22 protein-coding genes are annotated in these 25,211 nt (G+C 44.2%); 7 read left to right on the top strand and 15 right to left on the bottom strand.

The window, feature by feature from the left end; all coding sequences use genetic code 11:
* The first annotated feature begins 205 nt into the window (after positions 1-205).
* The 3 genes from R7Q11_RS06220 (at position 206) to R7Q11_RS06230 (ending at position 3,364) form a co-directional block, all read left to right on the top strand.
* Positions 206-2,356, top strand: coding sequence for a serine/threonine-protein kinase (locus R7Q11_RS06220; RefSeq protein ID WP_165439090.1), 2,151 nt, complete (start codon positions 206-208; stop codon positions 2,354-2,356).
* A 446-nt stretch (positions 2,357-2,802) separates the two neighbouring features.
* Entirely contained in the window at positions 2,803-3,138 is a 336-nt protein-coding gene (locus R7Q11_RS06225) for an Hpt domain-containing protein (RefSeq protein WP_005375918.1), read from the top strand.
* Positions 3,139-3,172: 34 nt separating this feature from the next.
* Complete coding sequence (locus R7Q11_RS06230; protein WP_005375916.1) at positions 3,173-3,364, top strand: hypothetical protein; 192 nt, start codon at positions 3,173-3,175, stop codon at positions 3,362-3,364.
* 70 nt (positions 3,365-3,434) lie between these two features.
* On the opposite strand, the gene R7Q11_RS06235 is transcribed toward R7Q11_RS06230, so the two are convergent.
* The 4 genes from R7Q11_RS06235 to R7Q11_RS06250 form a co-directional block, all read right to left on the bottom strand.
* Entirely contained in the window at positions 3,435-3,896 is a 462-nt protein-coding gene (locus R7Q11_RS06235) for an ATP-binding protein (RefSeq protein WP_005375914.1), read from the bottom strand.
* Positions 3,877-5,106, bottom strand: a complete 1,230-nt coding sequence (locus tag R7Q11_RS06240; RefSeq protein ID WP_225466286.1) for a PP2C family protein-serine/threonine phosphatase — start codon at positions 5,104-5,106, stop codon at positions 3,877-3,879. Before R7Q11_RS06240 ends, R7Q11_RS06235 begins: the two co-directional genes overlap by 20 nt.
* A gap of 29 nt (positions 5,107-5,135) precedes the next feature.
* On the bottom strand, positions 5,136-5,396 hold the full coding sequence (locus R7Q11_RS06245) for a hypothetical protein (RefSeq protein WP_053303685.1): 261 nt from the start codon (positions 5,394-5,396) through the stop codon (positions 5,136-5,138).
* Between the two features lie 220 nt (positions 5,397-5,616).
* Positions 5,617-6,231 (bottom strand): glutathione S-transferase family protein, encoded by a 615-nt coding sequence (locus R7Q11_RS06250; protein ID WP_053349944.1) that lies wholly within the window; start codon positions 6,229-6,231, stop codon positions 5,617-5,619.
* 284 nt (positions 6,232-6,515) lie between these two features.
* On the opposite strand from R7Q11_RS06250, the gene R7Q11_RS06255 reads away from it, so the two are divergent.
* Both R7Q11_RS06255 and R7Q11_RS06260 read left to right on the top strand, forming a co-directional pair.
* A complete protein-coding gene (locus R7Q11_RS06255; protein ID WP_225466287.1) occupies positions 6,516-7,091 on the top strand; it encodes a TetR/AcrR family transcriptional regulator in 576 nt (191 codons plus the stop codon).
* A gap of 1 nt (position 7,092) precedes the next feature.
* Positions 7,093-7,497 carry a PPC domain-containing DNA-binding protein gene (locus R7Q11_RS06260; protein ID WP_225466288.1) on the top strand — a complete coding sequence of 135 codons (405 nt, stop codon included), beginning with the start codon at positions 7,093-7,095 and terminating at the stop codon, positions 7,495-7,497.
* A 98-nt stretch (positions 7,498-7,595) separates the two neighbouring features.
* Here R7Q11_RS06260 and nirD read toward each other — a convergent pair whose 3' ends face one another.
* From nirD to R7Q11_RS06315, 11 genes are all read right to left on the bottom strand, one after another.
* On the bottom strand, positions 7,596-7,931 hold the full coding sequence (gene nirD / locus R7Q11_RS06265; RefSeq protein WP_042602886.1) for a nitrite reductase small subunit NirD: 336 nt from the start codon (positions 7,929-7,931) through the stop codon (positions 7,596-7,598).
* A complete protein-coding gene (gene nirB, locus R7Q11_RS06270) occupies positions 7,932-10,451 on the bottom strand; it encodes a nitrite reductase large subunit NirB (protein WP_225466289.1) in 2,520 nt (839 codons plus the stop codon).
* A 10-nt stretch (positions 10,452-10,461) separates the two neighbouring features.
* On the bottom strand, positions 10,462-11,298 hold the full coding sequence (locus R7Q11_RS06275) for an ABC transporter ATP-binding protein (RefSeq protein WP_005450080.1): 837 nt from the start codon (positions 11,296-11,298) through the stop codon (positions 10,462-10,464).
* 11 nt (positions 11,299-11,309) lie between these two features.
* Entirely contained in the window at positions 11,310-12,275 is a 966-nt protein-coding gene (locus tag R7Q11_RS06280) for an ABC transporter permease (RefSeq protein WP_005375889.1), read from the bottom strand.
* A gap of 72 nt (positions 12,276-12,347) precedes the next feature.
* Positions 12,348-13,712 carry a CmpA/NrtA family ABC transporter substrate-binding protein gene (locus tag R7Q11_RS06285; RefSeq protein ID WP_005387573.1) on the bottom strand — a complete coding sequence of 455 codons (1,365 nt, stop codon included), beginning with the start codon at positions 13,710-13,712 and terminating at the stop codon, positions 12,348-12,350.
* 265 nt (positions 13,713-13,977) lie between these two features.
* A complete protein-coding gene (locus R7Q11_RS06290; protein ID WP_225466290.1) occupies positions 13,978-14,559 on the bottom strand; it encodes an ANTAR domain-containing response regulator in 582 nt (193 codons plus the stop codon).
* A 73-nt stretch (positions 14,560-14,632) separates the two neighbouring features.
* Positions 14,633-15,550, bottom strand: coding sequence for a dienelactone hydrolase family protein (locus R7Q11_RS06295; RefSeq protein ID WP_225466291.1), 918 nt, complete (start codon positions 15,548-15,550; stop codon positions 14,633-14,635).
* A 229-nt stretch (positions 15,551-15,779) separates the two neighbouring features.
* Complete coding sequence (locus R7Q11_RS06300; RefSeq protein WP_132936408.1) at positions 15,780-16,733, bottom strand: glycosyl transferase family protein; 954 nt, start codon at positions 16,731-16,733, stop codon at positions 15,780-15,782.
* Complete coding sequence (cobA, locus tag R7Q11_RS06305) at positions 16,730-17,635, bottom strand: uroporphyrinogen-III C-methyltransferase (RefSeq protein ID WP_132936407.1); 906 nt, start codon at positions 17,633-17,635, stop codon at positions 16,730-16,732. The genes R7Q11_RS06300 and cobA overlap by 4 nt, the downstream gene beginning before the upstream one ends.
* Before the next feature lie 20 nt (positions 17,636-17,655).
* Positions 17,656-20,319: a nitrate reductase gene (locus R7Q11_RS06310; protein ID WP_132936406.1), complete on the bottom strand. Its 2,664-nt coding sequence runs from the start codon at positions 20,317-20,319 to the stop codon at positions 17,656-17,658.
* 292 nt (positions 20,320-20,611) lie between these two features.
* Positions 20,612-21,046 carry a GNAT family N-acetyltransferase gene (locus tag R7Q11_RS06315; protein WP_031781129.1) on the bottom strand — a complete coding sequence of 145 codons (435 nt, stop codon included), beginning with the start codon at positions 21,044-21,046 and terminating at the stop codon, positions 20,612-20,614.
* Positions 21,047-21,425: 379 nt separating this feature from the next.
* Between R7Q11_RS06315 and R7Q11_RS06320 the strand changes: the two genes are divergently transcribed.
* Complete coding sequence (locus R7Q11_RS06320) at positions 21,426-22,682, top strand: aromatic amino acid transport family protein (RefSeq protein WP_005375868.1); 1,257 nt, start codon at positions 21,426-21,428, stop codon at positions 22,680-22,682.
* 610 nt (positions 22,683-23,292) lie between these two features.
* On the top strand, positions 23,293-25,206 hold the full coding sequence (locus R7Q11_RS06325) for a tetratricopeptide repeat-containing diguanylate cyclase (protein ID WP_225466292.1): 1,914 nt from the start codon (positions 23,293-23,295) through the stop codon (positions 25,204-25,206).
* Positions 25,207-25,211 lie beyond the last annotated feature (5 nt).

A 25,211-nucleotide genomic window follows, 5' to 3' on the forward strand; every position in this document is an offset into this window, starting at 1 on the left:
TGCACGGAATAATGAATCATTTTTTTATCAAAGCAATCACGTATTGTTCAACAATTTTAATTATCCAACCAAGTTCAAATTTTTGACACTTAGACTTTCATCAATAAAAAAACGAATGTTAGTTTGGCCGAGAAATTCTAACATAATGACTTTTCATTGAGCAGAAAGGTATATATTCCCCCATCATTTATACGGAGTTCTTGTGATGGAAGACAGTAATAAAAACAATTCTATAAATAACGAAGAAAGCGGAGATAAAACTAAAATTGTAAAGACTCAAAAACGAGACAATGCAATTAAATCAACCAAACTCACTAATAATGAAACCTCCGTTAAAAATAAAAATGAAACAAATACAAAACTGTCTCAAAAAGAAAACACTCCGTTAGTTAATAAGAAAAAAAACAATAAAGATGACTCATTAAATAATAACAAAGATGTTATTAACGAAAGCTTAATAGGAGCGACCGTTAAAAATCGGTATGAAATTGAGTCGGTTATTGGGCATGGTGGGCTTTGCGATGTTTACTTAGCTAAAGATAGGATTCTTGAATCTTCAGGTTCAGAAACACCCTACGTTGCGTTAAAAATATTACAGAAAGAGTTTGCTTCTCAACCAGAGACTGCACGCATGTTAATACGTGAAGCTCAACAAACTCAAAGGTTAAGCCACCCTAATATCATTAGGGTTTTTGATTTTGGTGTTGATGGCGAAATATACTTTTTAGTTATGGAGTATATTAACGGAGAAACATTAGAGAGTTTAATACAGCGTTCTAGGCCCCATGGGCTGAAGTTTAATGCAACTTTATCAATCCTAAATCAGGTACTCGATGCACTCTCATATGCTCACTCTCTTGGTGTAGTGCACGCCGACCTAAAGCCCGCTAATGTGATTTTAACGTCTGAGGGTAACGTTAAGTTGCTTGATTTTGGTGTATCTAAAACTCATCAATTAAAGCAGGATCAATATGCGGCTAAACGTAAATCCGAAAATGTTGAAACGCTTGGTTATACTCCCAACTATGCATCACTCAACCTGTTATCCGGTAAGGAACCGAACTTAAGCGACGATATGTTTGCTCTATTTTGTATTGCTTACGAGCTATTGAGTTGCAAACACCCTTACGCAAGAACTCCAGTTAATGAAGCTCTCAAAAAGAAGATCAAGGTCTCTAAACCAACTAACATGCCTGCATCTAAGTGGCCAATATTTTCAAGCGTATTTTCAACTGGCATCATTCCGAACGAGCTGACCCCTGAGCAGTTGAAACGCAAATTGAATATGCGCTATTGGCCTATCGCTAGCGGCGCGGCAGCGAGTATATTATTAGTTAGCGGCATTGTATTTGGTTATCAGCAGCAACAAGAAACCATCGCCAATTTGGAAACCGTTATTAGCAAGCAAAATGATCAAATTGCCGGACAAGAGTGGCAGCTTGATACGCCAGCAGAAAAAAGTTTGGCACTGATTGATAGTGAAAAAAGCTTACATCCAGTCGTTAAGGCTGGCTTATTACGCTTACACAAGACCTATATTCTCAGCGAGTTTGAATCTGAAATTGATCAGGTTTTGAATTCTGATGCCAACAACTACCCGAATTATGATGAAATTGAGTCCATACTTGATAAAGCAAAAACCTACTACCCTGACTCACATAAAATAGAAGTTCTTGCCTTAGATATTCAGTCAAGCAAGCACTCCACGTTACTTTCGATAGCAAGGCAAATCAACAGTCAACTTGAAAAGTCTCGGTACAGTAAAGAAGACGGCAGTAAATCCATCTATGAGCTCAAGGATGAGTTAAATCAGATTCATCAAGGTTATCCTTTCACGCCAAGTTCGTTATCTAGCGATGTTTTCGGTCAGCACCTCACTGAAGCACTCCAAAAGAAAGACGCAGCTGCACTTGTTGCTCTTATTAAGGTTGGGAACACCTTCTTTTCAAACGTAGAAGAGCATCAAGAGAACTTACAGATAAGTAATGCGATGAAAGATGCAGTGCTGGAAATGAAATTATATGAGACAGCGCTAGATTCCAACAGCCCTCTACCGTTTCCAGAAGATGCCGCTAGAATCCTGTTCCAAAAAGAGTTTGAAAACTTTTATTCTCGCCTAGAAAAGGCAAGGACGACAACTCATCTCGATAACTTGGTGAAGGATGTGGATCTGTTCTCGAAAAACTTTCCTATTGGTTTTCAGGATGTTAACGATTTAAGATTCAAAACTGCTGATAAATACTTACGCTTCTCCGATATATTACTTAATAAGCGAAGGACTTCAAGCGCAAGACGCGCTATGAAGAAAGCCAACGAGCTTATGAAGCAAATAGAACAGGACTCTAAGCAAAGCTAGTAATACAAAAGGGACGCGAGTCCCTTTTTTGCCGCAGATCACTTGCCAATATGCAACTAGATTGCTAATTTATACTTGTACTTAATGAGGAGAGTTAGCCTTGACTGAAGGAATAGTCAAAGTTGGCGAACGTCTGGCGTCCGTATGTAACGATAGCCTTAAACTAGGACTGCAAGACACTTACCGACTCGGCGTTTTACTTGGAAACGTCCCCTTTGCTACTTGTGTTAAAAACACGCGAGTTGAAGTTTTTTCACCCCTACATTTCGACCATTGCCGTTTGGATATAAGTCAAAATATCTTTAACAATGACTTTCTTTTTGTAAGTTTATCTCAAGCGACAAGCAAACTATTTCTGCTCAAATACTGGTTATGCCATTCATACCTTCGGCTAAGCCTTCATTATCCGAAACATTCCTCTACCGCAACGTTTAATAGGGGTATACATGATTAATTTTGATGTTCTCAATACATACATGGATAACGACGTAGATCTGATCGTCACTGTTTTTTCTACATACCTTGAAGATCACACGAATGATATAGAGCGTATAGATGAGCTATATACAAGCAGATGTTGGTCAGAACTCTATCTATTAGCGCATAGTTTAAAGGGCATTCTAGAGAGTTTCGGAGAAGACACCGCGGTCATTGCGTTTCAAAGAATAGAAGAAAAAACCAGAAACGATACAGCGCCAGATAGCTCAGATATAGCTATAGTTACTGAAGAGCTAGCTGCAATTAATCAACAAATCTTCGCTTACTTGAAGAATATGCAATAAAGAAATTCAAGGCTTAACTGGGGGAAATATGGCAATGAATAATAGCAATTTCAGGGAGTTGATTGAGTCTCTCAAAGACCTAACACCAACTCAAAAAAGGTACTTACTTAGCCGTACAAAGATGGCGCTAGATGATGAAAATAATATGTTAAACATCAGTGATATTCTAACACCAGAAGAGTTGGAGGCGTTACTATCACCAGCACCAACAACGAATACAAAATAACAATGATATACAACGCAACCGTCAGATTAACGCTAGGGACCAAGTGAAGCAAATCGACTTTGCTTGGTTGTTAGTTTCTCTCCCAATTCCTTTTCACTACAACAAACGTATTGTTTTCGAAACCTTTTTCCAATTTAAACAGGTCAGATAATTGAGCGACTAACATCAGTCCGCGACCAGAGGAGGACCAACTATCGTCATCCATTAAGTTAGGTGCCTCAATCTGTTTATTTTTATGTTGGATGAACGTCTTCTCATTGATCGGCGCTCCGCAATCAGAGACTCTCAGTTCCACGAAACCGGACACTTGGTCATCCCCAACCCTACACTCCACTTCAATTGGCAGGCCTTCTATTTCACTGTAAGAATGAATATAAGCGTTATTCATGAGCTCAACGACACAAAGCTCCAATGATTGAATTGCATTTAAGGGGATTTGATGACCCATCAAAAACCGAACAACGTCTTTGCTCGCACTTCGTGAGTGAGTAAGGGAGCTCCCGTAAGTTCGTTTAAATTCGCTCTTTGACATTCTTTTCCTTAAAATCGAGCCTCTCACCATGCCATTTTACCTGTAAAAGGCTGGCATCATCATCAAACTCATCTTCGTTGTGCCAAGATTGTACTTTTTTAAAGACGTCTCCCACTTGATCTTCAACTGGCAGCGTGCAAACAGCTTTTATACTCGATGCCAATCGTTGTAGTGAAAACATCTCCTCACCCTGCCTCGCTTCAATCAAACCATCCGAATAAAGCCACAATGCATCGCCCTCATCTAGACTAATTTGGTTACCGCTATATTCTATCGGCTGCATTGCACCAACGATAAAGTTATCGTCACCTATCTGTTCCATCGTGTTCGTACTCGCTCGCCAAACTAAGATCCTGGGGTGGCCAGCCGTGCAATAGCTAAGTCGCCCTGATTTTGTGTTAAGAATGGCGTAAGCCATAGTAAAGTAAAGTTGACTGTTTCTAGTTTGCTGATAACGCCGATTTAGCCGTTCAATCACAGATGCTGGCTCACTTACGCAATAGCAGTCATCTCTCAACTCCATCGTGATCGAATCAGGCCCCTGACTTTGAGATAGTGTCTGTTGAATAGAAAAAGCCATCAAAGCTGAAGAAATACCATGACCAGAAACATCAAATACATAAAACGCAACATGTCGTTCATCGAGCTCCAAATACCCCAACATATCACCACCAATCTGGGAGCATGGTTTGTAGACATAGCTAAAATTTACATTCTGAATAGTTGATTCAGCAGGGAGTAGTTGCTCCATCAGATGACTAGCAGACTGTAGGTCTTGGTGAATTGTTTGATAGGCCGCATCTAGCTCTTTATTTCTCTCAACGAGTTTGTTGTGCAGTTCTAAAGTACGAAACCCCGCACGGATTCTGGCCTGAAGTTCCTCTACAGACGTCTTCTTATCTACGAAATCATCTGCGCCAGCATCAATGCCTTTCACGATCGAACCTTGGTCATTTCTAGAAGACAGTAGAACAAAGAAAATGTAACGTTCGCTAACTTTAGATTTTAATTGGCGACACAATTCAATACCATTAATTCCAGGCATCATTAAATCACTCAGCACAAACTGAATATCAGGGCGGTGGGTTAGCACCTCAAGCGCCGCTCTTCCGTCTTCAACTGCAACCACTTCATAGCCCTGCTTTTCCAATGCACTGCTGATGTAAAGCAGTACTGTTTTACTATCATCGACCAAAAGAATGGGTTTCATCTTCCTCCTTAATTCGGTTGCTTTACTGGCTAACGCAAAACACTAGTCACTGACTGCTCATTTCTAAAACGGCTGTAGTCTTCGGCTAATAATTGGTGTTGATATCGAGTGTAAGACAACGCTTCATTAGAAATTAGTATCTGATGCTCTTTTTCGATTAACTGACTTTGCAGCCTTTCAATCTGTTCATTCTGCTGTATGTAATTGAGGTACAGTGCGAATAGACCAAAAACCGAAACCATTAACAGGGCGATTAGAATATTATTGATAGTTTTCACTTGAATACTCATGACCTCTCCTTGTCTATTATTAGACTTTCCATGATGAAAGAGAGCGTCTACGGACCAAGAGCTCGAGGCTCTAAAACGCAACGAAGCAAATTGAGGTTGTTTTTCCAATTATAGGCGATAGGAGAAAAAATAAGAAAAATCTGAAAAAATTTGAATATCCTGCTGAGTTAAGAATCTGTAAGGTGGTAGCAGCGAGCTATCATCCACTCGCTGCAATACATTAACTCTGAAATGCAGGTCTAGCTAAAATTTGGTTATACCATCGAGCAATGCTTGGCGACGTCGATAGCACATCAATTTCTAGGCCTTTAATTGCGAAACTGATCAAAATAAAGCCTGTTATATCGACGATAGTAAAATGGTCTACGGCGATAAAATCATTATGTTCAAGGCGCTTGTCTAAGACAGGCAGAAATTCGTAGACGCGTTGTTTTGATTCTTCGCCCCATGCTTCAACGCAACGTTCTCTGTCTCCATAAACTCCGGTCATGTTTCGAAACGCCTGAAATGCCGCATTTAGTCCTTGGAACTCCACCACACGATGCCACATTTCCACCTGAGCACGTTCGAGCTGGTTAGCACCAAACAGCGCCAGATCATTTTCAAACGCTTCATCTAGGTAGCGACAAATCGCCACGCTTTCACAGATCGTCGTACCATCATCCAGTTCCAGCAGAGGCACTTTGCCGTTCACGCTTTTCGATTTAAACGGTTCAGATAGGTTATCGCCCTCACGAACGTTCAGCGCAATTCGCTCAACCTCGCCACCGATTTCCTTCAGAAAAATGCTAACTCGCTTACAACTTGGAGTCATTGCGGTTTCATAGAGCTTCATTTCACATCCTTTTATCTTTTTCTAACCGATTGGTTAGGATATACTGTAGCCAGTTTATAAACGATCAGTCAAGAACTTCACTATCAAAAATTTTCAAACAGTTGTGGGTCTGTTTGCTGAGCGAGATTTTTGATGCCGTTTGTGAGTTCACATGAATTTGGAGGCTGATACCCAAGAATAGATGGGTATTCATCATATTGGTTCAGTTCGAACGCTAGAGGTTCTCTGTACCATCCCTCCAAAGCAATTTAATTACCCGATAAGCAGACCCAGGCAGGTAATTTATGGCAAGAAAAGCCAACTTCGACCGAGATGAAAAGCTTCTCGTGGCTATGGATGTGTTTTGGCGCAAGGGCTTTGCGAACACGTCGATCTCGGATCTCACCGACGAGTTAAACATCAACCGCTTCAGTCTTTACAACACCTATGGTGACAAGCAACAGCTCTACTACGAAGCGCTCGATACTTACTTAAAAAAGGTCTCGCTACCGTCACTGAATGATTTGGAAAAAGACGATGCGTCTTTACCTGAGTTGGAATCGTTCCTTAAATCTTTTGCTGAGCTGCAACGCAAACGCAACTGTGGGTGTTTTATCCAAAATGCGTTGATTGAGCACGCTGGTGAAGACGATGATGTACTGCGTAAAGGGCATTTTTTGTTTGACCATCTTATCGACATCATTGCGGATGCGCTGACCAATGCGCAGAAAGAAACCTTAGTGCCGAAAACGCTGAAACCACAAGAGCTTGCTCGTTTTGTTCTCAACAACATGCAAGGCATGCGCGTACTTGGCAAGGCTAAACGTTATGCCGACTTGGATACGGCGCTTTCCTGCTTGCTGGTTTTGATTAGGAAGTGACATGTCGATTGAAGTGATAGCAGTACGTCTTACCAAAGGCATGGACTTAAAGCTGAGCCTAGCGAAATTGGTCGAGCAGCATGGTATCAAAGCAGGCTCGATTGCCTCATGCGTTGGCTGTATCTCTGACCTCAACCTTCGTTTGGCAGGTGCAGAGAGTACGTTAACCAAACAAGAGCCATTTGAAATCGTCTCTGTGATGGGAACACTAACGCCTGAACATCAACACGTTCATATCTCGGTGTCTGATCGTGAAGGACGAGTTTGGGGTGGGCATTTGCTGGAAGACACAGTGATTGATACTACCGCAGAATTGATCATCCATTCATACTCAGAACTTGAGTTCACTAGAGCGATGGACGACTCGACTGGCTATACCGAACTACAAGTGAATTCTTCCAAATAGCAAAAAGCTCCAGAGCCATACTGTGCTGTCTCTGGAGCTTTATTCGCTTGTCTCTTACGCTAAGAATTTACTCATATCGAGCAGGCAAATTTCTAGGATCATTCTTCGACTATATGACAAACCTGATTATCGTCGACCGTTACTTGCCACGTTTTTAGACCGTGCGCTTCGTCTTCCAAACACTGCCCGCTCTTTAAACTGAAGTGCTGTTTATACAGTGGTGATGCAACACACATCTCACCATCGATATCACCGACAATCCCTCGACTCATCACATAAGCCTTACCAATTGGGTCCCAATCTTGAACGGCATAAACACCGCTATCAGGAATGTAGAACAACGCGACATGCTCACCTTCAATCAATACAGTGGCACCGATAAACGGCATTAAGTCATCAAGCTGACACAATTTCACTTTGGTTAAAGCTGCCATTTACACCTCCTGTTTCACCGGAATACGCTGACCGCGCACACGTTGGTACGGCAAGACTTTGCTGCCCGACGTGCTGTTCAAGAAAGGACGGAAGCGTTGCAATTTCTGAGGATTATCCAGCGTACTCTTCCACTCACATTGATAAGTATCTACGACTCGTGCCATTTGTTCATCCAAAGAATCACATAGATTCAGAGAGTCATCCAAAATCACTTGTTTAAGGTAATCTAAGCCCCCTTCCATGTTCTCCATCCACACCGACGTGCGCTGCAAGCGGTCAGCGGTGCTGACGTAGAACATCAAAACCCGGTCGATCATGGTGATCAACTCTGATTTGGATAAGTCGGATGCAAACAAATCCGCATGTCTTGGTCTCATACCGCCATTCCCGCAAACGTATAGATTCCAGCCGTTTTCAGTGGCGATCACCCCAATGTCTTTACTTTGCGCTTCTGCACACTCGCGAGTACAGCCCGATACGGCAAACTTAAGCTTATGGGGCGCTCGCAATCCTTTGTATCGGTTCTCTAACTCAATGGCTAATCCGACCGAGTCATCAACACCATAGCGACACCACGTAGAACCGACGCAAGATTTCACGGTGCGCACCGATTTGCCGTAGGCGTGCCCTGTTTCAAAACCAGCATCGATTAAGGTTTGCCAGATTTCTGGGAGTTGTTCTAACTGCGCGCCAAATAAATCCACGCGCTGACCGCCAGTGATCTTGGTGTATAGATCGTATTGCTGAGCAACTTCGCCTAGCACGATAAGTTTGTCTGGTGTGATTTCGCCGCCCGGAACACGAGGTACAATCGAGTAAGAGCCGTCTTTTTGCAGGTTTGCCATAAAGGCATCATTAGAATCTTGCAGAGATTGATGTTGAGGCTCCATGATGTGTTCATTCCACAAAGAAGCGAACACAGATGCCGCCGTTGGCTTACAGATATCACACCCATGCCCTTTGCCATACAGTGCAATTAAGGTGTCGAAGTCTTTGATTTGTCCCACTTGGCAAATATGGAACATCTCTTGGCGACTAAGCTCAAAGTGCTCACAAAGGTGATTGTTAACCTCTACCCCCATGGTTGCCAATTGAGTATCCAATACCGACTTCACCATATTGCTACAGCCACCACAGCCAGTACCGGCTTTGGTGTTCGCTTTAAGGTCCGTAAGGTTGGTGGTGCCAGCTTGAATCTCGGCAACTAAGTCGCCTTTTGTGACGTTGTGACAAGAACAGATGATGGCGCTGTCTGGCATCTCTCCGTCCAGCATTCCGGTATCAAACAGCAGGTTCGCCGCGTGGTCTGGCAGGACCGTTTTGTTCAAATAACACTGCAAAAGCGCATCGTAGTCACTGTTGTCACCAACGAGAATCGCACCAAGTAATTGGGTGCCGCTCGCATCAACCACCAGCTTTTTGTAGATGCCTGCAACCGCATCTTGCAAGACCATTTCCTGTGCGCCTTCGGTTTGCATTTGTGCATCGCCGATAGACGCCACATCCACCCCAAGCAGCTTGAGTTTGGTGCTCATGTCTGCACCTTTAAAACCTTCGCTTGGCATCCCAGTCAAGACATCGGCAGTGGTTCTCGCCATGGTGTAACCGGGTGCGACTAAACCAAAGATCTTCTGCTCCCAAAGGGCACATTCGCCAATCGCGTATATGTTCTCATCGCTGGTTTGGCATTGGTTATTTATCACAATGCCGCCTCGCTCACCGACTTCTAGCTCGGCCAATCTTGCCAACTCATCTTGAGGGCGAATGCCTGCGGAAAAGACAATCACATCCACTTCGAGAGGATCTTTGTCTTTAAACACCATACGATGCTTAGCCGTTTCACCATCGCAGATTCGCTCCGTACCCGTTGAGGTGTGAACGGTTAGCCCTAGCGCTTCAATCTTCTCTTTTAGCACCAAGCCTGCACCATCATCTAATTGCACGGGCATCAGGCGAGGCGCAAACTCAATGACGTGAGTTTCTAACCCCAATAGTTTGAGTGCGTTTGCCGCTTCTAAACCCAACAAGCCGCCGCCAATCACTGCGCCCGTTCTTGCGCCTTCACATGCTTTTTTGATTTGTGAAAGGTCATCAAGTGTGCGGTAGACAAACACGTTGTCTCGGTCTTTACCTTCAATTGGAGGCACAAATGGGTACGAACCAGTAGCGAGCACAAGTTGGTCGTAACCCAGCACATCTTCACCATCAAGCAGAATGCGCTTTTGCTCTCTGTCGATGCCTGTTACTTGGCTGCCAAGTACGAGTTGGATGCCATGCATGTCGTACCATTCTTGGTTACTCAGCATCAGATCATCATGAGACTTACCCGCAAACAAAGAGGACAACTGTACACGGTCATACGCGATAAAACGCTCTGCACCAATCACGGTAATTCGGTGCTCCAAATGCGCGTTTTTCTGCACTAATTGCTCGACGAGGTGTTGCCCGACCATACCGTTGCCTACCACAACGATGTGGCTCAATGCGTTCTTTACTGGAATCGTTAAAGGACTGTTCATCGCTGCCTCCTTATGCCGTTTGCGCTGCGGTTTTGGGTTTGTCTTCTTTCGAAGCAGGAATCTCGACTTTGGATTGCTTCTCGTAAAGGAACTTCAGCACCGCTTGTCGACACTTCTGATACTGCGCATCATCTGCCAGTGCGACACGCTCGCGAGGACGCGGTAGATTCACTTCCAACACTTCACCAATGGTCGCTGCCGGACCGTTAGTCATCATCACGATTTTGTCGGATAGCAGCACGGCTTCATCCACATCGTGGGTAATCATGATGACAGTATTGTTTAGCTCGGCTTGAATCTTCATCAGTGCATCCTGTAAGTGCGCACGAGTTAACGCATCCAACGCGCCAAATGGTTCATCCATCAGCAAAACCTTTGGTTGAAGTGCCAATGCTCTCGCAATGCCGACTCGCTGCTTCATACCGCCCGAGATTTCATCCGGCTTTTTGTGCGCGGCATGCTGCATTTGAATCAACTCCAAGTAGTGATTCACTTGTTCCTGAATCCACGCTTTGCCCTTTTTGCCGGCAATTTGTTTTACAGCTAGCTCAACGTTTTGATACACGGTTAACCAAGGCAATAATGAATGGTTTTGGAACACCACTGCGCGGTCAGGTCCCGGTCCAGCTACTTCTCGTCCATCGACTATTACGCCGCCGTCTGTTGGCATGTGCAGACCCGCAACTAAGTTCAATACCGTTGATTTACCGCAGCCAGAGTGGCCAATCAGGGATACAAACTCACCTTTATTGATTTGTAAATCGACGTTCTTTAACGCGATGAACTCGCCATCTGGCGTTGGGAATCGCATCCCTAAACGCGTTAGATCTAATAATGCTTTTTCCATGATCTTTTCCCTTATCTCAGCGCTTGTTGTTTATTCCAAGACAGCCACTTTTGAAGTTGCAGCATGCCTCTATCGAGCATCAAACCGATAAAACCAATGGTGATGACTGCCACCATGATGCGCCCCAATGATGCCGAGCTGCCGTTCTGGAATTCATCCCAAACGAACTTGCCTAACCCCGGGTTCTGAGCGAGCATTTCTGCCGCAATCAACACCATCCAAGCGATACCTAAAGAGAGACGTAAACCTGTGAAGATCATTGGAATGGCAGAAGGTAAAACGATAGTGCGAATGTGCTGCCACCACGAAAGTTGAAGCACTTTGCTCACGTTGATTAAGTCTTTATCAACGCTTGTTACACCCACAGCAGTGTTAATCAGCGTCGGCCACAAGCTACATAGCGCTACTGTGATCAGAGAGTTAATGAACGACTTAGCAAACATCGGGTCATCACTCACATAAGTGGCACTTACAACCATGGTAACGATGGGTAGCCAAGCTAAAGGTGATACGGGCTTGAGCAATTGAATGATTGGGTTGAACGCTTGATACAGCCCTTGATTAAGACCAAGCACGATGCCAAGCGGAATCGCGATAACCGTCGCCAGCAAAAAGCCCGCAGTTACGGTCACTAAGCTTGTTATGATTTGGTCGAAGAACGTCGGTTTACCTGTGTAGGGACGAATCTTCACTTCCGCGTCCGGATTCTTGGCTAACTTCGCAGCATTACGTTTTTCCTGACGTTCGATAAACGCTTGTTCCTTTTCTCGCTCTTGCCAATGGTCATCGACAAGGTTGCTGAACTGCTGAAAAGTTTGCACAGGTCCCGGTAGCGTACCTAATGAAGTTTGCACTTCTCTCGCTGCTAAGTGCCACATTGCCAAAAAGATCAGCAAGCCAATGACGGGCAAAAGCACCAGCCGACTTCGGTTCACTACCTGCTTAGCAGGAAACAGGGAAATGACATTACTAGACATACTCACTCCTAAGAAATTTACATCCTTGTTGCCACAAGCGAATTCCCTCGCCTGTGGCGTTTATCGTTATGGTTAAACCTTGTCTTTTCCTTTAAGCCCGATAGAGAACTTCTCTAGATATTTATTTGGCTCGCGACCGTCATAAACGATGTTGTCGATAAAGTGTGTTTGTGGCGCACGGAAACCATCTTCAGCACTAAAATCTGGGAAGTCTTTTTTGCTCAACACACCATCTTCAATTAGCGCTTGAGCTGCTTGTTGGTAGATATCTGGACGGTAAACCTCTTTCGCCACATCCATGTACCAATCATCGGATTTCTCGCTTGAGATTTGTCCCCAACGGCGCATTTGAGTCAGATACCAAATCGCATCGCTGTAATACGGATACGTGGCGTTATGACGGAAGAACACGTTGAAGTCTGGCACGTCTCGTTTGTCGCCTTTCTCATATTCAAATGTGCCCGTCATTGAGTTGGCGATAACTTCGGCATCGGCTCCGACGTATTCGCTTTTTGATAGCATCTTCACTGCCTCTTGGCGGTTGGCATTGTCGTTTTCATCTAACCAATGTGCCGCTCGAATCAAGGCTTTCACTACGCGAATGTGCGTGTTTGGATACTTCTCAGCCCAAGCTTTAGAAACACCAAATACTTTCTCTGGGTTGTTCTTCCAGATCTCGTAATCGGTCACGACTGGTGTACCAATGCCCTTGAACACAGCTTGTTGGTTCCATGGTTCGCCAACGCAGTAGCCTTTGATTGTGCCCGCTTCCATTGTGGCTGGCATTTGTGGTGGCGGTGTAACACTCAAAAGAACGTCAGCATCCAACTGGCCACTGTTATCGCCTGATTCTGGTGCGTAAAAGCCTGGATGAATCCCGCCTGCCGCTAACCAATATCGCAACTCATAGTTGTGCGTCGATACCGGGAACACCATGCCCATGTTGAACGGTTTGCCTTTATCCAGATAGCTGTCGACCACAGGCTTCAGTGCATCCGCTTTGATTGGGTGAACAGGTTTGCCATCTGGTTGTTTTGGAATGTATTGCTTCATCTGCTCCCAAGTATCATTGGAAACCGTGATTGCGTTGCCGTTCAAATCCATACTGAACGCGGTAATCACTTCTGCTTTTGTGCCGACACCAATCGTCGCGCCCAATGGCTGACCAGCAAGCATGTGCGCGCCAGCAAGCTCACCGTCGATGACTCGGTCTAAAAGCACCTTCCAGTTTGCTTGCGCTTCTAAAGTGACGTACAAGCCTTCGTCTTCAAAAAAGCCTTTCTCATAAGCAACCGCCAGCGGTGCCATATCGGTTAACTTAATAAAACCAAACTTCAGGTCTTCAATTTCTGGCTCACCCAACTCTGCCTTTACGCTGACCGTGGTGAATACCGATAACGAAATTGCTGACACTTTCAGCATCGAACTCCATTTCATTGGTTTGCTCCCATAAAAAAAGCGCCACTACTCCGAAGAGCAGTAGCGCCGTTGCTAAGTCTACAATTACCGCCGTTGATAATTGAGATAAGCGATTCAACAATAAACCCAATTCTACTAATCCAATTACTGTGCCAACTTATTTTTCACATTAAATACAATAAGTTAGTATATCTTGCCGTTTGTTATTCCCTGTTATTGCTTGCTGATAGTGCAACACGCACCACGTTAGAAAACGCACTCTAACCCCAAAGTGGTAGAGCAACTAATCAAGCACCTCCAAAGTAGTTATCAAATTCTTGGCAACTTGTGCGAGCGTTTGGCTCGATTGCATGGCTGAATTTCTAAGTGCTTTATAAGCCTGTTCTTCATCAACGCTGTGCATCTTCATCAGCAGACCTTTGGCTTTTTCCACCAGCTTGCGCTCTTCAATCTTATGGGTCAGCGATTCAATTTCCGATTGCATACTTTCGAATTTCGCTCTCACTAATGTCGCATGTTCAATCCAAGGTTGAAGTGCAAACTCACTATCGTGCGGCATAAGAACATAGTCCATTTTTTCTGATAAACGATTGATATCATTGGATGATAATTGCTTTAAGACGATAAGAAGTGGTGCCGATTTTCTGCGGCAGAAATCGACGATCAAACGCAGTTCCGCGGTTGGTTGCTGCCATCCAACCACAACGCTTGCTGACGGTTCTCGTTGCATTAACGTTTCTAGTTGTGCCAATTGGCAACCCATGATGTTGTCGTAATCTTTGCTCAATAAGCCGGACAATCGAGCCTGCTCTTGGAGGCTATCACAGCATACTATGATGGGTGTTTTTGACGCTGATTGAGTCATGCACATTCCTTGTTTATATCTCACTCACTAAGAGAGACGTAACAAGGAATGTGCCAACTAAAGTTGAAGCGTTTTAACTAGAGGCGAGATGTTCTTTGAAGAAGCCGAGTGTGCGTTCCCACGCGAGCGCCGCTTCTTCCGGTGCGTAGCGTGCTGTTGAGTCGTTATGGAAGCCGTGGTTGACATTCTCATACATTAACGCTTGATACTGTGCGTCGGTTGCGATCAATTGCTGCTCATAAGCAGGCCATGTGTCGTTAACACGCTTATCGAGCCCTGCAAAGTGAATCATCAACGGTCCTTTGACTTGCTTTTGGATCTCTTGCGCCGCTGGTGTTCCATAGAATGGCACACCTGCATCGAGTTCTTCTGGCATTACCGCGGCAAGCATGTTGACAATGTATCCACCGAAGCAGAATCCAACCGCGCCCAATTTACCGTTACCACCCTCGTATTGCTTAAGGAAGTTAGTCGCTGCAATAAAGTCTTGTTCTATCTTGGCTCTGTCCATATCTTTCTGCATGGCGCGCCCCTCATCGTCGTTCCCCGGATAGCCGCCGAGTGGATAAAGCGCGTCTGGAGCGAAAGCAATAAAGCCATCTTTTGCAAGTCGTCTTGCGACATCTTTGATATAAGGGTTCAGACCTCGGTTTTCATGAATCACCAACACGGTCGGCGATTTCAAGGTCTTCTTCTGTGGCATCACCAAATAACCACGCCCTTCTCCATGCCCATTTGGAGATGGAAAGGTTTCGTAAGTTGCTTTGATGTCAGGATCGTTAAATGAAACTTGCTCTGCGAGTGCATAATTCGGGGTTAGCGCGTCGACCAGTGCTGTCATGCTAAAGCCAAGCACAGCAAGGCCACCCAGCCTATTTAGAAACTCACGGCGCGAGATTTTTCCGTGGGCGTATTCGTCGTACCAATCGAAGGCTTCTTGCGGGATCGGATGAGAAGCCTTTTCACTAGGAGTGGTATGCTTTAGAACCATTATCCATGTCCTCTGTGTCTTACCATATGGGATTTTCTCATTCTCAAACGCGAAGCTAAGAACGAACGCGATTGAGGCTAAAACTGCGGTTTCACCACTCTGATACGGAGCAAGGTGGTGAAACACATCATTGGCGAGCTAGGATCTTTTACCTTCTTCAAACAATAGATAATGGATTCAGATTCAACAACTTTGCGTCGTTGGTTTTACATTAATTGACAATAGTATCTTATTGCTGGCCGCAATAGGCTTGCCAGTAAGAGAAAGCTCGTTCGAATGCTTTTTCCCTGTCATGCATTTGTGCAAATAGCACCACTGTCATGGTGGCAAGAACCGTATTTGCCATTTGGTTCATGTCATCTTCTGACGTCCCAAACGGGCAGTTCGCAGGCATTGGCACCTCAGACAGCATTTGCTCCGTCCAGTAGTGCGATGTCACGCCGCTTGTTTGGCTTAACCATACGGTTTGACTTACTTTCGGGTTGTATTCTGACTCACCCGATTGTCCTTTGAATGACACAACGGCATGAGCGGTTTTGCCAATCTCGAATTCGACTTCAGCATGAAGTTGTTGGAACCCGGGATGAAAGCTACCACGAATACCAACCGTCGCCTGCCCCGGATTCAATGCTCGAACCACGGTATTAATCGGCGTTCTAAGCCCATAACGATTCTTCCAACCGATCATGGTTTCTGCTTGGGGTGCAAACGAACTCAGCGGCAGATACACGATGTTTTGTGTTTCTAAGACCCGTTTTGCGTCTTCGGCTGATTCCGCTTTCTTGATAGCAAACTTGTCGAGGTAATCTTCGGCATGCAAACGACCAGATTGACGGTCATGATAGCCGTGCATCAGCACTTTATGGCCATTATCCGCGAGGATCTTCGCTGCCAACAGGTGCCACGGTTGACCTGCCGCTTCACGTTTGCCCGCATAACATGGCCAGTCAATGTCTGCACCAATAGCAGGCATGCGGGATTGGAATGCTTTCACAAAGCCAGCGATTTCTTGTTGAGTTTCGTTCTGTACACGGATCAGCATCAATAACATCGCCATCTGATCGTCGTCGCACTCACCGTTTAGATATTCATCCATAACTCGAAACGCTTGGTCAAAGTTCAGTGGTTTTCTACCACGTTCGCCACGACCGACTGTTCTGATACATTCCAAAATGCTGCTCATATTCCCTCGTATTCCGTCACTGACTGTACGGTTTCTATTAGTTGTTCGCGCAGTTTGACAACTTCTCCCATCACAATCAATGCTGGGCTCACGCCTTTAAGTGTAATCGATAAATCATTGAGCTGATTGAGTTGTGTAACGTGCACTTGTTGTTGAGGGCTGCAACCATGAGTGATGATCGCGACAGGGAAATCTGCTCTCAAACCGGAGCCTAATAAACCCGTTTGTATTTGCGATGACTTTTCTAACCCCATATAGAAAACTAACGTTTGTCCGCTTTGCATCAGTTGGTTCCACGCTTCAAATGCGCCTGTTACCACTTGCCCAGTAACAAAGGTAACGCTGCGAGCAACGCCACGATGAGTCAGCGGAATCAAGCTGTTTGCTGAACATCCAATCGCAGCAGTAATACCGGGGATGACTTCGTACGCGACTGAGTTTTTGACGAGCGCTAACGCCTCTTCGCCTCCACGGCCAAATACGAAAGGATCTCCCCCTTTTAAGCGCACAACTCGCTTTCCTTGCTGAGCGAGCGACACCATCAAGTCACAAATTTCTTCCTGACCAATACTGGGTTGTCCGCATCTTTTGCCCACGTAAATCCAATCAGCTTGTGGCGAAGCCAACTCCAAAATATCTTTGTTAACCAAACGGTCGTAAAGCAACACCTCTGCCGACATAATCGCTTTCACAGCCTTTACCGTTAACAAGTCAGGATCGTGCGGCCCTGCTCCGACAATCGAGACAAAACCTTTGTGGTTCACGTCCAGGTCTAGTGAATGGTCTTCTAAAAGTTGGTTCAGTTTGCTTGCTTGATCATGCTTAGAAAAGCGAGACGAGCGTTCTTGTTTCTGACTCGCTTGTCCTTTCTTAAACCAAGACTTTTGATAAGGCGCTTCCATGTGCTTATCCTCTTTATGACTTACTTTATTTGAATAGCCAAACTTTGCTGGTTCGCTTGCTGTTTGCCCTTTTGATGCTGATGGCTGTCGACCATTTGTTTGATTTGAGAAACGCACGAGCCACAGTTAGTGCCGCATTTGAGTTTGTTTTGAAGTTGAGTCAGTGAAGTGCAGTCTTGCTTCTCCATCGCGTCATGTATTTGTTTATCAGTAACCCGGAAACAACTACAAACCAGTTTGGCACTGCTTTGCGATTGAGTGATGGTAAGCAGTTGCGATAGCTCCATCGGTTTGCCAATCAAGCCGGTAAAGTTGGTGTAGTCGGTTTGAATCGGTTCACTAGACACCACCAAAACAGAGCGAATGATACGAACGTCTCCAACAAGGTCGTAATCCGCGGCTAGCCAACCTTGGGCAATATCTATCGTAATTCTGCGGCTCTTTTCCGTTCGACAAAAACTCTGCTTCTTTGGTCGCTTATCGTGTGCAAAGCGCCAAATGCCCAAATTGCTTTCTGCTTGAAATGCGCTGTAGAGAAATTTACCGGAATCAAACTGTGTACCAATGAACATACCGTAGGTTTTTACCGCCGCATCTTGCACTTCAACATAAGACGACTTAAACGCAGGCTGTCCGGAAATAGGGTCTTTTGCGCTGTTTACTATCGCGTTAACACTGCTTTCACCGCCATATCGACCCGCCCAGTGCATTGACATAAACAGCTCCTGAAAACCCAAACCTTCATCAATGGCAACTTTGGCATATATAACGGTGTTTGAAGTAGGCTGAAACAGCTTGGTGAGTTGTCCTGCTTTTAAGCAATTTTGAGTGGCAGAGAGTGTGTTCATGTACACGGTTGGTTCTAACTCAGAGGCGGCAAGGTGTACGATATGCCCTGTGCGCGTCATGGTATGCCATTGGTCGCGTTGCCTACCCGTATTGAGCCACCAGCCTTTTGTTCTCTCTAAACGTGTTGGAGATTCACTGGTCACGACAAAACGCGCTTTTCCATCTGGGTGCGAATAGATTCCATCAGAAAAAGGACGCTCTCCTCCCCATTGTGTCGGTACCCACTCTTCGTATTCTTGCTCGGTTAAGTTCGCGTATTGAGAAAGATCTAGCTTCAAAGGTGAATCTGCATTCATGCCTGTCATAGCCGCATATTCCCTGAATACCGCCCGCTCAGAAGTAAATGCAAAACCATTTTGTGTCTTTTCCAATGCACACAGAGCTTGTCCGACTTGGCTTATCGCCCACCAATCTGATTTTGCTTCACCCGGAGGCGTTTGAAACTGGCGCTGCCTTGAAAGTCGACGCTCAGAGTTGGTCACCATGCCTTGCTTCTCCCCCCAACCAGCGGCGGGCAGCAATAGGTCCGCGTAATGCGCAACATCCGAATCCGCTGTGATATCGGAAACAATCACAAACGGACAAATCTCTAGTGCTCGTTTTACCAATTGGTTATCTGGCAAAGAGACAACAGGATTGGTTGCCATGATCCACAGAACTTTAATCTCATCACGTTCTACCGCCTCAAACAGTTCAACGGCTTTTAAACCGGGCTGAGTGGCAATTTCTGGTGAATCCCAGAACGCCTGCACTTGCTTGATAGACTCTGCGTCAAAAGCACGATGAACCGCTAACTGATTGGCCAATCCACCGACTTCTCGCCCACCCATCGCATTCGGCTGACCTGTAATAGAAAACGGACCACAACCTGACTTAGCAATTTTACCTGTCGCCAAATGTGCATTAATAATGGCATTGCCTTTATCGACACCATTTTCGGCTTGGTTAACCCCTTGGCAAAACAACGTGATTGCGGTTGGGCTTTGTGCAAACCATTGGAAGAATGTCGTGAGTTTTTCTTCTGAAATCCCAATGGAAGACGTTAGATTAGTGACATCGTAACGCAAATCAGAAGCTTCTTCTGCAAGCGCATCAAACCCGTCGGTATAGGAATTTATGTATTGAGAATCAACGCATTGCTGCTCAATAAGAAACTTAAGCAGCCCATTAAAAAGTGATACATCCCCATCGTTTTTAATCGGTAGATGCAAATCGGCTTGCTGCGCGGTGACCGTTTCACGCGGGTCAATGACCACCAGCTTGAGGTTAGGATTGCTTTCTCTCGCTTGTTGAATACGTCGGAATAAAACAGGATGCGTCCAAGCGGTATTAGCACCGCAAATTATCAATAGCTCAGTCTTATCAATATCGTCGTAATTGACGGGAACGACATCTTCACCAAATGCTCGTACATGAGCCGCAACCGCCGAAGACATACACAAACGGGAGTTCGTATCGATGTTTGCGCTGCCAACATAGCCTTTCATGAGTTTGTTGGCGACATAGTAGTCTTCCGTCAACAACTGGCCTGACACGTACATCGCGACGGATTCCGGTCCAAACTCTGCTTTCGCTTGATGAATCTTTTCTGCAATCAGATCCGTGGCTTGTTGCCATTGCACTTCTTGCCCTTGAGGTCGCTGCTTGGTGACAAGCTTTGGATACAGCAAGCGCGAAGGCATATTCAAGCTCTCTGCCAACGCGACACCCTTTACGCACAGTGAGCCCGCATTTGCAGGATGACACGCATCCCCAACGATTCCTTTCGCATTGACCTCGACACCACATCCAACACCACAATAGGGACAAGTGGTTTTTTTGCATCCTTGCGACATAACACCTCCAGTGCGATTCAGCCCAACTTACTAGCAAAAAAAAGCCTCTCCCGAATCGAGAGAGGCAGCAATGCCTTTAACGCTGTTAGTACATTTTCAAAAAGTAATACCCTATACCGCTCTCGCCTGCTATTGAGAGCGGCGCATCGAGTTATCGATGAACGTTTATGTAAAGCAAGTGAGGTGCCAAGATTAAAAACCTTTACTATACAAAAGGTTAGCTTAAAACCAATTATAGCAACGTAATGCTACGCACTGATTGTGTGCAAATTTCGGTCATTATCGTGCAGAATTACTTTACTAATTCCATGACTAACCTGGATTCTTCGTCACCAAAATAATGCGCTTCTTCTTCTAACGTTTTAAAGCCAAGGGAGAGGTATAAAGACAATGCAGGTTGGTTCTTAGGATCGACAGTCAATTTCACGCTTGAGCCTAACTTCAACGGCGCAATAACGTTTTCTAGGAGGGAACGCGCAATACCTTTACCTCTATGTTGAATATCGACGGCCAATGACATGATCCAATATTGATGTGCATTTGTGCTAGTCGTTAGCAATATATACCCTGCGACCTGCTCTCCCTCTTTTGCTACCAGTAAACTCTCTCCCCAACAATCAAAAGCTTGCCGAAAGAAAAATTGAGGATAGGCGTGTTCTCCAAATAAAGTATTTTCGAGCTTATATATGGCAAATAAGTCCTCTTTTTGCGCAGACAAGATGTCCATTCAATGACTCCTTCTTTAACATGAATGGCAGCAGTATACCTAAATCTCATCTAAATGACGGGACACAAACATCTCAATTAAGTGCTTAAGAAATGTAATATTCTTCCTGAAAATTAGGCCTAACTCACTTAGAACATACATCCGTGATTAAGTTTTAACCGCAAAATCAAAAACCACACAAGATGAAAATTTCAACACATACAACCATTAAACACATTAAATTTAAGAACTTTATTCTGGTTTATTGAAAAATTCATAGTTGGATAATTTACAACCACCCCAAATTCACAGCATTATTCACCAAGCTTCGCGTGTGATAATAAACACTAAAACCTTTACCATTTTCAGCATTATTATTTTTATAAAAGCGAGTTTTAAAGTGAAAGAATCTCGAAATGCCTTAAATCCTAGTGAAATAAACACAACCACAGCTTGGTCAAAACATGATACACATTGGGTTCTTAGCCTATTTGGAACAGCCGTTGGCGCAGGCATCCTGTTTCTGCCAATTAACCTTGGGATTGGTGGTTTTTGGCCTTTAGTCGCGATGGCAGTACTTGCTTTTCCAATGACCTATCTTGCGCACCGTGGCTTAGCTCGTTTTGTACTATCTTCTAAGATCAAAAACGCAGACTTCACTGATGTAGTGGAAGAGCACTTCGGCGCAAAAGCAGGCCGTTCTATTTCACTGCTGTATTTTCTTTCGATCTTCCCGATCCTGTTGATATATGGTGTTGGAATAACAAACACAGTAGATAGCTTCATGGTAAATCAGGCTGATATGGCTTCTTTACCTAGACCTTTGCTTTCTGGCGTACTAGTGTTTGCACTAATTGCTATTATGATGGCGGGTGAAAAAGTAATGCTACGGGCCTTTGCTATTATGGTGTTCCCACTTGTTGCCATTCTTGCCTTTCTATCATTTTACTTAATACCGAACTGGACCATGCCTGTCATGGATGTGCCAGAAGCGTCAGCTTTTGCTAGCACTATGTGGTTAGCAGTTCCTGTAGTGATTTTCTCGTTTAGTCACGCAGCTGCAATTTCAAGCTTTGCAAATGTACAACGTCGCCATTATGGTAAGCAGGCAGATGCCAAATCCGAAGTTATTCTTCGTCGCACTAGCATCATGCTTATTGCCTTTGTTCTTATTTTTGTATTTTCCTGTGTGCTAACACTGTCACCTGAACAATTGGCTCAAGCAAAAGAACAAAACGTATCCGTATTGTCTTACTTAGCGAACGCAACCGATAATCCATTTATTGCAACACTTGGTCCTTTAGTAGCGTTTGTTGCTATCACTTCATCTTTCCTTGGGCATTTTTTAGGTGCGCGTGAAAGCTTAAATGGTTTAATTACCAAGCATTTTAACCTATCTGAGAAGCGTGTTGATCGTATCAGCGTGGCAGCACTGTTCTTCTCAATCTGGGCGGCGGCGATCATGAACCCAAGTATTCTTGGTATGATGGAAGCATTGTCAGGGCCTGTTATTGCAATGATCTTATTTATTATGCCAATGTTAGCGGTGTATAAAATCGAGGCGATGAAACAATATCGAGGAAATGTCTCTACTTACTTTGTTCTAGCAGCAGGCATTGTGGCGGTAAGTGCATTGATTTTTAGCTTCTTCAGCTAATAACTAAAGACTAGCTTGGATTTTCAGGGGAATACCTTACACAAGGTTAAGGTGATTCCCTGAATTTTCTTACTCTTTAAAAGGTAATCATCGTTACCCTTGACTCTTAAATAAGAGCGAAAACACCCGCAATCATAAGTACTGAAGCGATGCAGGTCCGGCCGATAATACCGAAGTGCGAAGGTTGAATCATTTCATTATGCATAGTTAATCTCCTATTTATTATAAAAGCCATTTTTTATTGGCTTAATAACACTATGTCTAATATCCAGTTTTTTAACAACCCATACAAACATTAAATATTTATGACAGAAACGTAATTTTTTACACTTCGCCATGATTTTGAGCGATGAATCCGCGGCTTGAATCATTAGATTGAGTCCACCCAATATGCTCGCCTACCTGTCATCGTTACCTTGTCTATACCATCGTCTAATCATTGCATAAGTTTTCAATAGATTTTGTTTTATAAATCATAATATTATAGAGAGCCTTCTCGTCTCTCACTCCCAAAACACTTTACCACTGGGAATCCATCCGCACTTAACCAACAAGAAATGGTAGACTTAACTGGTATTCGGCTAAGAGATCACATTTTATTAATACGCTCATGCACTTCTCAATTAAAAAACTGGCTTGCGCACTTTGTACTGCACTTGGACTTTTCTTGCATCCGACCAACGTACTGGCGAGTACCGAAAAGCAAGCTTATCTGGAAGAACACATTTCAGCAGAAAGCAAGCCCATGTTAAAACTCTACTTTCGCTCGATGGGTAAGCCGCGATCAATTCAAAAAGATGAGTTAAATACGCCACAGAATGCATCAGCAGAGTCTCTTGCTCTGTATTACTTTGCACGAAAGTACCTTAAGCGTTACGAAGGTGTTCCATTACCGAAAGATATGCCCGATTTAATCGAATTCGGTAAAAAGCACCATTTGGAATGGGTCGTCGCTGAAGCACAGCTCAATAAGGCTGTAACAATGATTGAGCAAGACGATAACTGGAACGCAGAATTGTTACTCCATGACGTTGTTTCTACAGCCCGTGATCTTGGTTATCTAGCATTAGAAGGCCGTGCTTACCGCTGGTTAGGCAATCTAGAAGTATCTCGAAATCAACTACGCAGTGGCCTAAAATATTATCGCAATGCCTATGAGTTATTAGAAAAAACAGTGTTTGAAATACAAGTCGCGATGACACTGAACAACATTGGGACGGTCTACATCGACGCATCAGATTGGGCTCGGGCCAACAGTTACCTAACGCAAGCTCTCGACACTTACCTAGAGAGCGAATATCAATACGATAATAGCTTTTTTATGGGGGTTATCTACGCAAACCTTAGCATCGTTCACTCGAGCCTCGGAGATAACAAAAAAGCGGAATATTATTTCAATGAAGCCATTCGACTTTCAATGCAAACGGGGTCTGACACAGTCAAGCACCACTCTTTATCCAGCTTTTCACAAATGTTGAGCTCGGTAGGAAAAATTGATGATGCATTAATGGTCGCACAGCGTTGCGTTGACCTGCCCATTCCAAAAAATCTAGAAATGCTAAAAACGTCTTGTTACGAGGCATTTGCAGAGGCTTACCTCGCAAACAAACAATACGATAAAGCTATTACAACAGCACTTAACGTTCTAGAACAAACCAAATCAACCAGTGAATTAGAGCTGCGTCAGCGTATTGATATGCTTTCGGTACTGGTAAACGCTCATCAAATTCTTAATGACTATGAAGCGGCTTTTCATTATTTAACCCAATTAAGAGAGCTAGAGGCTGAGTTTTCTCATCATATTCATGGTGAAGAGATGATTAACATTAAGTTTGACCTCGAAGCTAAGTTAGCCCAGAAAGAACTCAAATTGCTAGAAACAAAAAATGCGCTACAAGCCTCTGAGCTGCGTTCACAGCGCTATCGAGAAATGTTCTACTTTATCGCTATTGCGGCAATTGGAGTCGTTGGTTTTCGTTACGTACTGCGCGTTAGACGTATTAATAAAGCACTCACTCAAGAAAATACTACCGATCCATTAACTCAACTGCATAACCGTCGCTATCTTCACATTTGGTTGGACAAAATGGCTCGTAGAAGCCCAGATAGAACATTTGCCTTAGCAGTTTTAGATGTTGATCATTTTAAAACCTTTAATGATCAATATGGACACGATATTGGCGATAAAATGCTGACTCATATTGCCACGCTATTTAATGAATCCACTCGCTCTGGTGACCTACTCATTCGTTGGGGTGGAGAAGAGTTTGTCCTATTATTCGAAGTACAGCGAGTTGAAGATTGCGCTAAGTTTTTGGAGCGATTGAGATATACTGTTGAAAACACGCCATTGGTGGTTGACTCTAAACCATTAAGCGCGACAATTTCCCTTGGAGCAGTGGACAAACTGTCGGCACAAATAATTAAACAAGAATGGGATCAGTGGTTTTTCTTGGCAGACCAAGCTTTGTATGATGCGAAGCAAGCTGGCAGAAACCAGTTCATCATTCACCCTACATCATAAAAAAG

Source organism: Vibrio sp. 970, assembly GCF_033339075.1.

Excerpts from the sequence above, each read along its gene's own strand:
- R7Q11_RS06220 (WP_165439090.1), top strand. The coding sequence starts at position 206 with ATGGAAGACAGTAATAAAAACAATTCTATAAATAACGAAGAAAGCGGA.
- R7Q11_RS06225 (WP_005375918.1), top strand. The coding sequence starts at position 2,803 with ATGATTAATTTTGATGTTCTCAATACATACATGGATAACGACGTAGAT.
- R7Q11_RS06230 (WP_005375916.1), top strand. The coding sequence starts at position 3,173 with ATGAATAATAGCAATTTCAGGGAGTTGATTGAGTCTCTCAAAGACCTA.
- R7Q11_RS06235 (WP_005375914.1), bottom strand. The coding sequence starts at position 3,896 with ATGTCAAAGAGCGAATTTAAACGAACTTACGGGAGCTCCCTTACTCAC.
- R7Q11_RS06240 (WP_225466286.1), bottom strand. The coding sequence starts at position 5,106 with ATGAAACCCATTCTTTTGGTCGATGATAGTAAAACAGTACTGCTTTAC.
- R7Q11_RS06245 (WP_053303685.1), bottom strand. The coding sequence starts at position 5,396 with ATGAGTATTCAAGTGAAAACTATCAATAATATTCTAATCGCCCTGTTA.
- R7Q11_RS06250 (WP_053349944.1), bottom strand. The coding sequence starts at position 6,231 with ATGAAGCTCTATGAAACCGCAATGACTCCAAGTTGTAAGCGAGTTAGC.
- R7Q11_RS06255 (WP_225466287.1), top strand. The coding sequence starts at position 6,516 with ATGGCAAGAAAAGCCAACTTCGACCGAGATGAAAAGCTTCTCGTGGCT.
- R7Q11_RS06260 (WP_225466288.1), top strand. The coding sequence starts at position 7,093 with ATGTCGATTGAAGTGATAGCAGTACGTCTTACCAAAGGCATGGACTTA.
- nirD (WP_042602886.1), bottom strand. The coding sequence starts at position 7,931 with ATGGCAGCTTTAACCAAAGTGAAATTGTGTCAGCTTGATGACTTAATG.
- nirB (WP_225466289.1), bottom strand. The coding sequence starts at position 10,451 with ATGAACAGTCCTTTAACGATTCCAGTAAAGAACGCATTGAGCCACATC.
- R7Q11_RS06275 (WP_005450080.1), bottom strand. The coding sequence starts at position 11,298 with ATGGAAAAAGCATTATTAGATCTAACGCGTTTAGGGATGCGATTCCCA.
- R7Q11_RS06280 (WP_005375889.1), bottom strand. The coding sequence starts at position 12,275 with ATGTCTAGTAATGTCATTTCCCTGTTTCCTGCTAAGCAGGTAGTGAAC.
- R7Q11_RS06285 (WP_005387573.1), bottom strand. The coding sequence starts at position 13,712 with ATGAAATGGAGTTCGATGCTGAAAGTGTCAGCAATTTCGTTATCGGTA.
- R7Q11_RS06290 (WP_225466290.1), bottom strand. The coding sequence starts at position 14,559 with ATGACTCAATCAGCGTCAAAAACACCCATCATAGTATGCTGTGATAGC.
- R7Q11_RS06295 (WP_225466291.1), bottom strand. The coding sequence starts at position 15,550 with ATGGTTCTAAAGCATACCACTCCTAGTGAAAAGGCTTCTCATCCGATC.
- R7Q11_RS06300 (WP_132936408.1), bottom strand. The coding sequence starts at position 16,733 with ATGAGCAGCATTTTGGAATGTATCAGAACAGTCGGTCGTGGCGAACGT.
- cobA (WP_132936407.1), bottom strand. The coding sequence starts at position 17,635 with ATGGAAGCGCCTTATCAAAAGTCTTGGTTTAAGAAAGGACAAGCGAGT.
- R7Q11_RS06310 (WP_132936406.1), bottom strand. The coding sequence starts at position 20,319 with ATGTCGCAAGGATGCAAAAAAACCACTTGTCCCTATTGTGGTGTTGGA.
- R7Q11_RS06315 (WP_031781129.1), bottom strand. The coding sequence starts at position 21,046 with ATGGACATCTTGTCTGCGCAAAAAGAGGACTTATTTGCCATATATAAG.
- R7Q11_RS06325 (WP_225466292.1), top strand. The coding sequence starts at position 23,293 with ATGCACTTCTCAATTAAAAAACTGGCTTGCGCACTTTGTACTGCACTT.